This window comes from Exiguobacterium sp. SH1S21, from assembly GCF_004337175.1.
GTDB lineage: Bacteria > Bacillota > Bacilli > Exiguobacteriales > Exiguobacteriaceae > Exiguobacterium > Exiguobacterium aurantiacum_A.
This window is the reverse complement of the sequence record NZ_SJUY01000006.1, coordinates 93,513-106,009: the sequence shown is the minus strand read 5'-3', so window position 1 is coordinate 106,009 and position 12,497 is coordinate 93,513. Positions and strand designations below refer to the sequence as shown.

11 protein-coding genes and 1 other annotated feature are annotated in these 12,497 nt (G+C 53.5%); of the genes, 9 read left to right on the top strand and 2 right to left on the bottom strand.

Features of this window, described 5'->3' with window-relative positions:
• Together EVJ24_RS09620 and EVJ24_RS09615 are read right to left on the bottom strand one after the other, a co-directional pair.
• A complete protein-coding gene (locus EVJ24_RS09620; protein ID WP_131441133.1) occupies positions 1-903 on the bottom strand; it encodes an alpha/beta fold hydrolase in 903 nt (300 codons plus the stop codon).
• Positions 904-928: 25 nt separating this feature from the next.
• Positions 929-2,614: a formate--tetrahydrofolate ligase gene (locus tag EVJ24_RS09615; RefSeq protein ID WP_070328882.1), complete on the bottom strand. Its 1,686-nt coding sequence runs from the start codon at positions 2,612-2,614 to the stop codon at positions 929-931.
• Positions 2,615-2,857: 243 nt separating this feature from the next.
• Here EVJ24_RS09615 and EVJ24_RS09610 point away from each other — a divergent pair, with 243 nt between their 5' ends.
• The 9 genes from EVJ24_RS09610 to EVJ24_RS09570 all read left to right on the top strand — a co-directional run bounded on the left by EVJ24_RS09610 (position 2,858) and on the right by EVJ24_RS09570 (position 12,465).
• A complete protein-coding gene (locus EVJ24_RS09610) occupies positions 2,858-3,763 on the top strand; it encodes a carbohydrate ABC transporter permease (RefSeq protein WP_070328883.1) in 906 nt (301 codons plus the stop codon).
• Positions 3,760-4,665: a carbohydrate ABC transporter permease gene (locus EVJ24_RS09605; protein ID WP_236637621.1), complete on the top strand. Its 906-nt coding sequence runs from the start codon at positions 3,760-3,762 to the stop codon at positions 4,663-4,665. The genes EVJ24_RS09610 and EVJ24_RS09605 overlap by 4 nt, the downstream gene beginning before the upstream one ends.
• Positions 4,666-4,773: 108 nt before the next feature.
• Positions 4,774-5,015 (top strand) — a binding site (T-box leader).
• Positions 5,016-5,080: 65 nt separating this feature from the next.
• Positions 5,081-6,064: an aspartate--ammonia ligase gene (gene asnA, locus EVJ24_RS09600; RefSeq protein WP_084813050.1), complete on the top strand. Its 984-nt coding sequence runs from the start codon at positions 5,081-5,083 to the stop codon at positions 6,062-6,064.
• A gap of 180 nt (positions 6,065-6,244) precedes the next feature.
• Positions 6,245-7,540, top strand: coding sequence for an ABC transporter substrate-binding protein (locus EVJ24_RS09595; protein WP_070328885.1), 1,296 nt, complete (start codon positions 6,245-6,247; stop codon positions 7,538-7,540).
• Positions 7,541-7,687: 147 nt separating this feature from the next.
• Positions 7,688-8,878 carry a right-handed parallel beta-helix repeat-containing protein gene (locus EVJ24_RS09590; RefSeq protein ID WP_131441132.1) on the top strand — a complete coding sequence of 397 codons (1,191 nt, stop codon included), beginning with the start codon at positions 7,688-7,690 and terminating at the stop codon, positions 8,876-8,878.
• Complete coding sequence (locus tag EVJ24_RS09585) at positions 8,865-9,431, top strand: nitrous oxide reductase accessory protein NosL (RefSeq protein WP_201740365.1); 567 nt, start codon at positions 8,865-8,867, stop codon at positions 9,429-9,431. The genes EVJ24_RS09590 and EVJ24_RS09585 overlap by 14 nt, the downstream gene beginning before the upstream one ends.
• A 3-nt stretch (positions 9,432-9,434) precedes the next feature.
• Positions 9,435-10,235 (top strand): hypothetical protein, encoded by an 801-nt coding sequence (locus tag EVJ24_RS09580; protein WP_131441131.1) that lies wholly within the window; start codon positions 9,435-9,437, stop codon positions 10,233-10,235.
• Positions 10,222-10,941 (top strand): ABC transporter ATP-binding protein, encoded by a 720-nt coding sequence (locus EVJ24_RS09575; protein WP_131441130.1) that lies wholly within the window; start codon positions 10,222-10,224, stop codon positions 10,939-10,941. Before EVJ24_RS09580 ends, EVJ24_RS09575 begins: the two co-directional genes overlap by 14 nt.
• A 63-nt stretch (positions 10,942-11,004) precedes the next feature.
• The gene (locus tag EVJ24_RS09570) at positions 11,005-12,465 is read left to right on the top strand and encodes an MDR family MFS transporter (RefSeq protein WP_131441129.1); all 1,461 of its coding nucleotides are present in this window, start codon (positions 11,005-11,007) and stop codon (positions 12,463-12,465) included.
• Positions 12,466-12,497 lie beyond the last annotated feature (32 nt).

Below are 12,497 nucleotides of genomic sequence, written 5' to 3'. Positions count from 1 at the left end.
TTAAAGGTTGCGCAAGAGCCAACCGCTTATATCGGTCCACACTTCGTCGCGTTGCCGTTCGCGGAGCACTTCGTGACGCGCGTTGTCGTAAGACAGCACCGTCAGCTCGACTTCCGCTGCCTGATAGTTTCGAACAATCCCTTTCAACCCTTCCCCGTCGTGTACGACCGGGTCGTCCGTTCCGGCGACGAAGAGGATCGGGAGCGTCTTCGGATGTTCATGGATACGGGCGAGGGATGTGACCTCTAGCGAAGCGCTAGCTACTTCATATAAGTAACCGAGTGTCGGGATACCGCCGCAGTCCGGGTCGCTGCGGTAAGAGGCCACTTCTTCCGGGACGCTAGAAATCCAATCGTTCTCCGTCTTGGTTGGGAAGAATTTTAAATTGTAGCGCCCGAACAAGAGGCGTTCGAACAGGCGAGAATGGTAATCGCTCCCTTTCATACGAATTGCCGACCCGATGGCGTAAAGCCCGAGCCGGCCGACGAAACCAGAGCCAGGGGGCGGTGAAATGGCGACGATGCCGGCTAGGTTATGACCCATGATTTGACCGAGACGACGGACGAGCAAAGAACCGAAACTATGTCCGATTACAAACGTCGGCAAATCATTTTGATAGTGACCGATCAATGCGACAGCGTCTTCGACCATTTGGTTAAATCCTTCTTTTGGAAGTAAGTGAGCGTATGTGGATTGAGCACGCGCTGATTTTCCAGCTCCGCGAAGGTCGCAAACAAAAACGTTAAATCCAGTTGTTGCCATAAAGTCGGCGAATTCGACATACCTGCCGTGATGTTCGAGCATGCCGTGAAACAAGAAACAATTTCCAATCGGGTTCGTTGCCGGGACATGCAATACGTGCGTGCGGTACCCGTCTGCGTACGTGTGCTCAATGACGTCCAAAGTCATCCCTCCGTTGTCGTGTGGATTAAAACAATCCGATGGCCTTACCTGTCTCGTCGATGCCCATGTTGAGAGCGGCTGGATGTTTTGGCAGTCCTGGCATCGTCAAGACGTTACCCGTCAAAGCGACGAGGAAGCCGGCACCGACCGACGGTTTCAACTCGCGTACGGTTACCGTGAATCCTTGAACGTATCCGAGTTTTGTCGGATCGTCGGATAGTGAGAACGGTGTTTTGGCCATACAGATCGGCAAATCGTCCCATCCGTTCGCTTTGATTTGAGCCATTTGCTTTTTCGCCGTAGCGGTGAACGTGACGCCGGCCGCTCCGTAAACTTCTCGGGCAATCGTCGTAATCTTCTGTTCGATCGAATCGGTCAGCTCGTAAAGAGGTGTGAGCATGGCTTCGTTCGACTCGACTGTCTCGATGACGGCCTCGGCAAGTGCTTGTCCGCCTTGTCCGCCGCTCGCCCAAACTTCGCTGAGGGCGACGCGGATTTGATGCGTTTCGCACCAGTCGAGCACAGTGTCGAGCTCTGCGATCGAATCTGAATTAAAGCGGTTCAAGGCAACGATGGTTGGCAAACCGAGCTTTGTCATCGTGTCGACATGTTTGGCGAGCAACTCCATGCCTTTTGTGACGGCCTCGACGTTTTCGATGTGGAGTTGGTCTTTGGCGACACCACCATGCATCTTCAACGCGCGGACTGTCGCCACGAGGACGACCGCATCAGGACTTAAGTTGCCGATACGCGATTTAATATGACAGAACTTCTCGGCGCCAAGATCAGCTCCGAAGCCGGCCTCGGTGACGACGTATTCGCCGAGCTTCAAGGCAGTCTTTGTCGCGATGAGCGAGTTACAGCCGTGAGCGATGTTCGCGAACGGGCCGCCGTGGACGAGAGCCGGGGTCTGTTCAAGTGTTTGGACCAAGTTTGGCTTGAACGCCTCTTTCAGTAAGAGTGTGGCCGCACCGGCCGCACCAATCTGTTCAGCCGTGACGGGTTCATTATCGAAGTCGTAGGCGACGACGATCCGCTTGATACGCGCCTCTAGATCGGCGAGCGAATCGGCGAGGCAAAGGATCGCCATAATTTCTGAGGCGACGGTGATGTCAAAACCGTCTTCGCGCGGGACACCGTGTGCGGCTCCGCCAAGTCCGACCGTCACGTGGCGAAGGGCACGGTCGTTCAAGTCGAGGACGCGCTTCCAGACGATTTTCCGAACGTCGATTTTTAGGTCGTTGCCTTGATGAAGGTGATTGTCTAGCATGGCGCTGATCGTGTTGTGGGCTGACGTGATAGCGTGCATGTCACCCGTGAAGTGGAGGTTGATGTCTTCCATCGGCAAGACTTGGCTGAATCCGCCGCCGGCCGCTCCGCCTTTTAGCCCCATCGTCGGGCCGAGTGACGGCTCGCGGAGACAGACGATCGCTTGTTTATCGAGTCGGTTCAACGCTTGACCGAGTCCGACGGTGACCGTCGATTTTCCTTCTCCGGCGGGCGTCGGATTGATGGCTGTGACGAGGACGAGCTTGCCGTCTGCTCGGGTCTTCACTTGTTCGAGCAAATCGAACGACAGTTTTGCTTTGTATTTCCCGTATAGGTCGAGATCATCTTCTTGTAGGCCGAGCTTTTCAGCAATTTGCTTGATGGGGAGCATGTCCGCTTGTTGGGCGATCGCTAAGTCAGATAACGGTTTGATTGTCGTCATGTATAAATTCCCTCCACTTTCGAACGTTTTACTAGTATTATGTTTGGTTCATTCGTGATTCGACCCATAATTCGGATCGTTTCTCTAATATAAACTGGCTCGTTCGTATTGTCATTGACTTTATCATAACGCATCAGTTCTGCAAATTCACTAATTGAGTTCAATATATTCCACCCATTCCGTCAAATGTATCCGTTTTCATTTCATTTCATTGCAGGTAAATTGATAGTGGAGGCGATGAAGATGATTGAAACACCGAAGCGAAGCAAACAGAGACGGAATTGGAAGAAGCCGGCAAGCTTTATCGCATTTGTCGGTCCGGCCTTTTTGGCGTTCGTGGCCATTGTACTCATCCCGTTCTTTAACGGGATCTATTACAGTTTCACGGACTGGAACGGGGTGACCGGTCAGTTGAACTTTGTCGGATGGGATAACTATCATCGACTCTTGTTCGAGGACGCCCAGTTCCGTTCGTCGTTTTGGATCACGACGAAATACACGATCGTGGCCGTCATCATGACGAACATCGTCGGCTTTTCATTGGCGCTGTTGTTGACGATGAATATTAAGACGCGAAATATATTGCGAACGGTCTTCTTTATGCCGAACTTGATCGGCGGACTCATCCTTGGTTTCATCTGGCAATTCATTTACGTGAAAGGATTCGAGTCAATCGGATCATTGACCGGTTGGAGCCTGTTCGAGCTGCCGTGGCTCGGCGACGCCCAGACAGCGTTTTGGGGAATCGTCATCGTCGCGATCTGGCAAGGAGGGGGCTACGTGATGGTCATCTATATCGCGGCGCTGCAAAACGTGCCGACGGATTTGCTCGAAGCGGCCCGGATCGACGGGGCGAACCGGTTGAAAATGTTGCGTCATATCACGCTCCCGATGATCATGCCATCGATTACGATCTGTCTGTTCTTGACGATCTCCTGGTCGTTCAAAGTATTCGATACGAACTTGTCGCTCACGAACGGAGGACCGTTCAAATCGACTGAGATGCTCGCCTTGAACATTTATACAGAGTCGTTCGTGAACAACAATTACGGTCTCGGCTCGGCGAAAGCGGTCATCTTCTTCCTTGTCGTCGCGGCGATCACCGTCACCCAAGTGTATTTGACGAAAAAACGGGAGGTGCAGGCATGACGACGGAAAAAATTGAACAGTTCGAACCAAAAATCGATCAGACGCCGAGACGGCAGTTGCCGCAAAATCCGCTGCGGACGAGCGGGTATACGACCGGCCTTGGCCTCATCGAATTGGTCGCTATTTTACTAGGACTTTTGTATCTCGTCCCGTTTTATTACGTCATCGTCAACTCGTTCAAGTCGATCGCTGAGATTTATACGAACACGTCCGCACTGCCGAGCGTCTGGCTCGGCTCGAACTATACGGAAGCGTGGGAGGCGATGAACTATGGCCGCGTCTTTTTGAACTCGCTTTTGATCACGGCCGGCGCGAACATCGTCATCGTCATCTTCACGTCGATGGCGGCATGGAAGCTCGTCCGGACGAAACATTGGATCTCGACCGTCATCTTCTTCTTGTTCGTCGCGGCGATGGTCATCCCGTTCCAATCGATCATGATTCCGCTCGTAAAAGTATCGAGCGTGCTCGGTCTATTGAACAGTCATTGGGGACTGATGGTCATGTATCTCGGGTTCGGGTCAGGTATTTCGGTGTTCTTATATCATGGCTTCATGAAATCGATCCCGGAAGAGATCGAAGAGGCGGCCATCATCGACGGTTGCTCGACATGGGGGCTGTTCTGGCGGATCGTGTTCCCGCTCTTGAAACCGATCACGGTGACGATCGTCATCTTGAACAGCCTATGGATTTGGAACGATTTTCTGTTACCTTCACTTGTCCTCCGAGACATTGAACTGCGGACGATCCCGCTCGCGACGTTCTATTTCTTCGGACAATATACGAAACAATGGGATTTGGCACTCGCTGGTTTAGTTCTTGGGATCGTTCCGCTTCTCATCTTCTTCTTTGGTATGCAACAGCATATCATCAAAGGGATTACGAGCGGCTCGATCAAATAACCCTTCCCAAGGGATCTCCCTCGTCCGCTACACGGGGGAGAATTTTTTTTTTTAGAAAAGCTGTTGACATTCGTCTGAATATTTATAATAATGAGTTCAATTCAATTGTGAACGACATTGAAAGGACGAGTACACAGAAGACGTAAGCAAAGCGAGCCGGGGAAGGTGAGAGCCCGGACTGAAATCTCTGTCGAAGAACCTCCTGGAGTCGCTACCCGAACGCTTTGCAAGTAGACGTAGCCGGACCGTTCCCCGTTATCGGAACTACGAGATGTTCGTCTCGAAAAAGTGAGTAGATTCGTCTACTAATTTGGGTGGCACCGCGGAGCTTGAAGCCTTCCGTCCCATAGTCCATGGGATTGGAGGGCTTTTTTCTATTGCTCCGTCCCAAATCCCACAATTGGAGGAAGACAAAATGACAAAGACAGCAACAAGCATGATGAAGGAAAAACAACAGGCAATCACGGCGGTAAAGGCAATGTTCGAGGACAAGTTCAGCACGGCGCTAGGTCTCACGCAAGTACAGGCACCGTTGTTCGTCACATCGGCGAGCGGAGTCAACGATCACTTGAACGGCGTCGAGCGTATCATTCAGTTCGACACACAATATCCGGGACATGAGCTTGAAATCGTCCAGTCGCTTGCGAAATGGAAACGCGAAGCGCTCGGCCGGTACGGGTTCAAAGTTGGCGAAGGGTTGTATACACAAATGCGTGCGATCCGCCGCGACGAAGAACTCGACGCGACACACTCGCTTCATGTCGATCAATGGGACTGGGAACGCGTCATCGCCCGGGAACACCGGACGACCGACTATTTGAAAGCGACCGTCGAATCGATTTATGCGGCCTTGCTTGAAACGGAACGGTCGGTCGAGTCGGCATACGCGATCGAAGCGATTCTCCCTGAGTCGATTCACTTCTTGACGAGCCAAGAGCTAGAAGACCTGTATCCGACGCTGACGCCAAAAGAACGAGAACATGCGATTTGTAAAGAGCATGGCGCGGTCTTCCTCTCACAAATCGGAGGCGCGCTCGCCTCAGGAGAGAAACATGATGGCCGAGCGGCTGACTATGACGACTGGTCGCTCAACGGCGATATTCTCGTCTGGCATCCAGAACTCGAGACGGCGTTCGAACTGTCGTCGATGGGGATCCGTGTCGATGAGACAGCACTCGCTGAGCAGTTGGTGACAGCCGACGCGGAAGAGAAGCGGAAGTATCCGTTCCATCAAGCCGTGCTCGAAGGACGTCTCCCACTTACGGTCGGAGGCGGAATCGGCCAGTCACGTGTCGCCATGTATCTGCTCCGGGCCCGTCATATCGGTGAAGTCCAATCGTCGGTCTGGCCGAGCGAGATGGTCGCGGCGTGCGAAGAAGCTGGAATTAGCCTGTTGTAATTATATAGAAGCAAATGAGCCAGGACTTTCTTACGAGAAAGTCCTGGTTTTCTGTACAACATTTTCCACCCTACACGTCAATTTTGACACCTACATAATGGAAGCGTTTTCATTTAAAGTAAGGGTGTACTGATTGGATCGATTATTTTAGTCGACTTACACACCGAGGGAGGAAGCAAGATGAAACGCAAATGGAGATTATCGACAGCTGTGATGACGGCTGGCATGGTATTGACGCTCGCTGCCTGCGGGGGCGGATCGCTCACAGAAGGGGAAGGGTCGGCTGACGGGAACGCGGATAGCGGTGATTCAAAAGATGTGACGTTGAACGTCTTCCAATTTAAAGCCGAAATCGCTAAAGACCTTGAGGCGATGGCGAAAGAATATGAAGAAGAGACGGGAGTCAAAGTGACCGTTCAAACGGTCGGCGGCGGAGCCGACTACGGTGCCGCGCTCAAATCGCAATTCGCATCTGGCAATGAACCGGATATCTTTAACAACGGTGGCTTCACGGAAGCACAGACGTGGAAAGATAAGTTGGAAGATTTGTCGGATGAAAAGTGGGTCGGTGATTTGACGGAAGTGGCCAAAGAACCGATGACGATGGACGGGAAACTGTACGGTATGCCGATGAACCTTGAAGGCTACGGTTTCATCTACAATAAGGAGCTGTTTGAGAAAGCGGGCATCAGTGAACTGCCGAAGACGCTGTCTGAATTGACGGATGCGGCTGAAAAGTTGGACAAGGCGGGCATCACCCCGTTCTCGGTCGGCTACGCGGAGTTTTGGATTCTCGGCATCCACTTGCTCAACATCCCGATGGCACAACAAGATGATCCCGATGCGTTCATCCAAGCGCTCAACGACAACAAAGAGAAGTTCGAAGACAATGAGCAGTTCCAACAGTTCTTGAAACTGTTCGACCTGACCATCAAATACGGCAACAAGAACCCGCTCACGACGGACTACAACACGCAAGTCACACAGTTCGCCCAAGGCGAGACAGCGATGCTCCAGCAGGGCAACTGGGCCCAACAGATGATTCTCGACGTGAATCCGGACATCGAGATGGGCTTCGTACCGATTCCGATCAATGATGATAAAGAGAAGATGGACCGCTTGCCGGTCGGCGTCCCGAATAACTGGGTCGTCAACAAAAACTCACAATATAAAGAAGAAGCGAAAGACTTCCTCGAGTGGATGGCGACGTCAGACACAGGGAAAGACTACATGGTCAACAAGTTCAAGTTCATCCCGGCCTTCAAGTCGATCGAAGCGAACGACCTCGGACCACTCGCTGACGATATCCTTGCCTATTCGAACGAAGGCAAGACGATCTCATGGAACTGGTTCAAGTATCCGGACGGCGCGGTCAACGAGTATGGTGCCTTGATGCAAGCGTACGTCGGCGGTCAGAAGACCGGTGACGAGATGCTCCAAGACTTCACAAAAGTATGGATGGATAAAGCTAAATAAAAAAAACACAAGCAGCGAACTGACCCCTTCGCCGCTTGTGTTTTTTTTATGAAGAAACTGTCACAGGAATCCCATAAAAAAAACACACATACCCCCCTGGGTTTTCGTACAATATGTTTTGTAAGCGATTGATCAAGAGGAGGGGTTATGAGACAACTAAAACTTGGATTGCTCATCAGCTTGTTGTTCGCAGCCCCGTCTGTCCACGCGGAGTCCGATTTAGTGACGCTTGACGAACCGATCGTGGTCCGTTCGAATGAGACGTTTGACGGTGCGGGGAAACGCTTCGTCAGCTGCAATGAACCGGCGTTTCTGTTAGAAGGGACCGGGGCGGTGCTCGAGAATGTTTTGGTCGAACAGTGCCGGCAGACGGACGTGGCTGCCATACAAGTCTCAGGGCTTGGCCATCAGTTGATCGATGTGACCGTCGAAGCGTCCGGGACCGGTATCGTAGTGGAAGACAGCTACGGGGTAAGGCTCGTCCGTCCCGTCATCTCGGGGTCTAATCAACACGAGGGCATCTCGCTATTGAACAGCGAAGCGGCTTTGATCAAAGGGGCGGTCATCGACCGAGTCCGTGACGGGATCTACATCGAGAACGGGTCGGGTCACCAGCTGATTCGACCGAGCGTTGCCGATGCTAGATACGGTGTCCATCTCATGTTTCCGACAGACGTGTCGATCAATTTGCCGAACCTCCGGCGCAACGGAGCAGGTGCGATGATCATGGGGACAGAGCGCGTCGTCATCGAGAACGGACAAATCTATGACCAAGTCGGCGCGACGGCGACCGGGATCATGTTGTTTGAAGCAGTCGAGACGACGTTGCGTGCCAACGCGATCTTCGGCAATCGGATCGGGATTTATGCGGAAAAATCGGAGTGGACGACGATTCATGACAACGGTGTGAACGGCAATGATGTAGGACTGCGCTTGAAGTCGGCGAACGGGATGACGATGGCAGGGAACGACTTGACCGGCAATCGGTATCCGGTCGTCTCGTTTGAGTCGACAGACAATGTGATTCAAGGAAACGATTGGGGCGGACAGACGCTCGATTTGACACGCGACGGGTTCAGTGAGATCCAGTTTCGGGCCGACCCGTACTTGTTTTTATTGGCCGATTCATATGAAGCGTTCGAGTTGCTGTACGGTGCCCCGGGGCTAACCGTGCTTGAACGTGTGCTCCGTAGCCCGGACGAGGTCACACTCACGGACGCAGGGCCAATTGTGTCCGCGTTTCGCATCGAGTGGAACGGGTCGTTCGGAGCGGTCGCTTTAACCGGAATGATGGTTTTACTATGGATATTTGGGAGGAAACGATATGACTACGTATAAGAAAATGGCAGGACTATTCGCCGCATCAAGTTTGACGCTCGCACTTGGGGCGTGTTCGAGCGCTGCGGCGGAACCGTTCGATATCGAATGGGGCGAGACCGAGTGTGAAGTGTGCAAGATGAAAGTGATGGATAAACAATTCGCTGCCGAAGCGATCATGGACAACGGGAAAGGCTATGCGTTCGACGATATCGGTTGTTTGATGCGTGACTGGTACCCTGAGCAAACGGAAGAGGACATCGCGGCGATGTATGTGAAAGACTACAACACGATGGACTGGGTCGATTTAGATGAAGGTACGTTTGTCTATAATAAAGAAGCGAAAACGCCGATGGCTTATAACATCGTCTCGTTCGCAAAAGCAGCGGACGCGGAGACGTATGCCGAAGAGAATGGCGGCATGGTGATGGATTTAGACGACTTGAAAGAACATACGTGGGAGCGCGGCGAGATGAACGGTCATAAAAAAATGAACTCGGACGACGATGGCGAAGCGAGCGACATGAGTGACGCGCACGATGCGGATGAGTCATCTGACGGTCACGGGCAGTAAGCGATGTTATGGCGGATCGAATGGTCCCGTACGCTGCGTCAGAAAGAAAGTTACGTCTTCTTGCTTGCTTGGGTACTGACACTCGTCTTGCTGGGTGGTCTCGGCCAAGCGATCCCGGTGGCGACGGCGTATACGAACGTCAGCGCGACACTCGTCACGGTGATTGGGCTCGTGTTACCGCTCCTCGTCATGTTGACGACGGCACTGCAGTGGGGCAATGAGCGTGAATCAAAGCGGATGCGACTCGTCTCGACGTTCACGGTGTCGATGCGCCGCGTGGTCTGGATGCGTTACAGCGCATTCCTGGCGACGCAAGGACTCATCATCACGCTTGCGTTCGCGCTCGCCTCGTTCCTTGTTTCGATGCCGCTCGAGACGTGGTTCGTCCTATGGGTGTATGCGTTCGGCCTCACCACGTACGGTGCCGCGATCGGCACGTTCATCGGCGTCGTCGGACGGACGAGGCTTCGAGCTGTGCTCCTCTCGTTCATCGTCTGGGTCGTCCTCGTTTTACTTTGGCCGACGCTCCTCGTGGCAACGATTGCTTGGCTGCCTTACGGGTCGCAAGCGAGTGCGATGGTCGGGCTGCTGTTTTTGAACGGATTTGAGCTACTGCGCGTCTGGGTGAGCTCGGTCTTGTCGGCACCTGACCTGTTTGGGGCCGTCTATGAAACGTTTATCGGCTGGCTCGGCGACCCACTCGGTAGTTTGACCGTCAGCATCGCAATCTTGAGTGTCGTGTTTGTGTTGTGGTTCGGGACAGCTTGGTTACTTCGACAGGAGGGACGACATGATTCAGCTTGAACAGGTCGGTAAACGCTATGGCGATGTATGGTCGCTCCATCCGCTTGACGGAGCGATTGCCGACGGTCGGGTCGTCGCCTTATGCGGAAGCAACGGGGCTGGGAAATCGACGCTACTGAATATGATGAACGGTACGCTCTCACCGAGTGTCGGTCATGTCTCGTTGAACGGGGAGACGCGTGACCGTCGAAAATCGTATAATCAATCGTTTGGTTATATGCCTGATGATTTCGCATTCGATCCGTCGTGGACCGTCGGTGAGACGTTTTCGTATTACGCGTTGCTTCAAGGAGTCAAACCGGATGCGTCTCTATTGAACCGTGTCGGGCTTGACGCCAAGACCCGGCAACAGGTCGGGATGTTGTCGAAAGGGATGCGGCAACGTCTCCTGCTCGCTCAAGCGTTGGTCACGAAACCTGACATTCTACTGCTAGACGAGCCGACGAACGGTCTCGACCCGACGTGGATGCATGTATTGGGCCGACTGTTGCGGGAAGAGGCCGACCGTGGGACGACGATCGTGTTCTCGACACACCAGCTCGATGTGGCGGCGAGGCTTGCTGACGAAGTGTGGATGCTTGATTCCGGCCGACTGGCCGGACGTGTCCTCGTTCAAGATGAACAGGCCGCTTACGCCGAAATTAAAAACTTCTTTTTCGAACCGGAAGTTGAGGCTTGTCAAACAGACGCCGCTCGCACAAAATAATAGACAGTTGAAGTGGTGGTCGGAGCCTTCCGGCGCCACTATTTTTGTGGGGAGATGGAACAGATGAGAAAGAATGTTACGGTCGCACTACTGCTTGCGACTTTTTTGGCAGCGATTGAAGGGACGGTCGTCTCGGTCGCGACGCCGGTCATTGCGAGCGAGTTGAATGGCGCGGCGCTCGTTAGTTGGGTATTTGCCGCCTTCTTACTATTTACCGCGGTGTCGACACCGATTTACGGGAAAGTCGCCGACTTGTTCGGTCGAAAGCGTGTCCTCTTGTTTGGGATCGGGCTGTTCACACTCGCCTCGCTCTTGTGCGGTCTAGCGACATCGATGGAGCAGTTGATCGTGTTTCGGGCGCTGCAAGGTCTTGGTGCCGGTGCGGTCCTGCCGATCTCGATGACGATTATCGGGGACTTGTATAAGTATGAAGAGCGCGGCAAAATCCAAGGGATTTTAAGCGCGGTGTGGGGCGTGTCCGGTGTACTCGGACCGGTCATCGGAGGATTTTTGGTCGAGACGTTGTCTTGGCGCTACGTGTTCTTGTTGAACGTTCCGTTTGCGCTCTTATCGTTCATCATGATCGTCACATTTTATAAAGAGACGGTCGCTGAGACGACCGAACGGATCGATATAAAAGGGGCACTCCTGTTCGCTGGGGGGACGACCGCATTCTTGTACGCCTTGATCACGTTCAGTGAAACGAACATCTTGACGTTACCGGTCGTCGTCAGCGGTCTATTCAGTCTTGTGTTGCTCGTCAGCTTCTTCATGTCAGAGCGCCGGGCCAAGACACCACTCCTGCCGCTCGAGCTGTTGAAGCAGCCGATTATCGCGTCCATCAACGGGGCCGTCTTCTTTGCTGCTTGGGTGCTCGTCTCGATGTCAGCCTACATCCCGATTTGGGCGCAGGCTGTACTTGGTAAATCGGCGACAGAGGCGGGCTTCATGCTCATGCCGCTCTCGGTCGCATGGACGTTCACGTCGATTATCGGCGGACGGACGCTCGGAGCGGCATCACCGCGACGACGGGCTGTCTTCGGGATGGGCCTGCTCTTGATTGGGACGGTCATCTTGACGCTGATGACTCCATCGAGTTCGGACGTCTGGGTGTACCTCGCCGTCGCCATCATCGGCGTCGGATTCGGTTTGTCACAACCGATGTTCATCGTCGTGTTGCAGACGGTCGTGTCATACCGTCAGCGCGGGACAGCGACAGCGGCGAACTCGTTTTTAAGTACGGTCGGACAGACGCTCGGAGTCGCGGTGTTCGGGGCGATGTTCAACTTTATCGTCTTGAGCGGATTCCGGAACGACGAAACGTTGAGCGGTGCCTCGCTCGAATCGTTCTTCAACCAGGCGGCGAGTGCCACGCTTGACGAGGGTGTTCGCCTGCAAGGTGAGCAGTTGATCGCCTCGGGACTGAACAGTGTCTTCGTCGGAGCGGCACTCGCGGCGTTCATCGCCTTGCTCATCGCGCTTCGGTTACCGGCCCGCCCACCCGAACCTTCACGCGACGCCTAAAAGCGCGGTATGATGGGGGAAAGGAGGCGGTT

Coding starts and splice junctions, on each gene's coding strand:
- EVJ24_RS09615 (WP_070328882.1), bottom strand. CDS start 2,614: ATGACGACAATCAAACCGTTATCTGACTTAGCGATCGCCCAACAAGCG.
- EVJ24_RS09610 (WP_070328883.1), top strand. CDS start 2,858: ATGATTGAAACACCGAAGCGAAGCAAACAGAGACGGAATTGGAAGAAG.
- EVJ24_RS09605 (WP_236637621.1), top strand. CDS start 3,760: ATGACGACGGAAAAAATTGAACAGTTCGAACCAAAAATCGATCAGACG.
- asnA (WP_084813050.1), top strand. CDS start 5,081: ATGACAAAGACAGCAACAAGCATGATGAAGGAAAAACAACAGGCAATC.
- EVJ24_RS09595 (WP_070328885.1), top strand. CDS start 6,245: ATGAAACGCAAATGGAGATTATCGACAGCTGTGATGACGGCTGGCATG.
- EVJ24_RS09590 (WP_131441132.1), top strand. CDS start 7,688: ATGAGACAACTAAAACTTGGATTGCTCATCAGCTTGTTGTTCGCAGCC.
- EVJ24_RS09585 (WP_201740365.1), top strand. CDS start 8,865: ATGACTACGTATAAGAAAATGGCAGGACTATTCGCCGCATCAAGTTTG.
- EVJ24_RS09580 (WP_131441131.1), top strand. CDS start 9,435: ATGTTATGGCGGATCGAATGGTCCCGTACGCTGCGTCAGAAAGAAAGT.
- EVJ24_RS09575 (WP_131441130.1), top strand. CDS start 10,222: ATGATTCAGCTTGAACAGGTCGGTAAACGCTATGGCGATGTATGGTCG.
- EVJ24_RS09570 (WP_131441129.1), top strand. CDS start 11,005: ATGAGAAAGAATGTTACGGTCGCACTACTGCTTGCGACTTTTTTGGCA.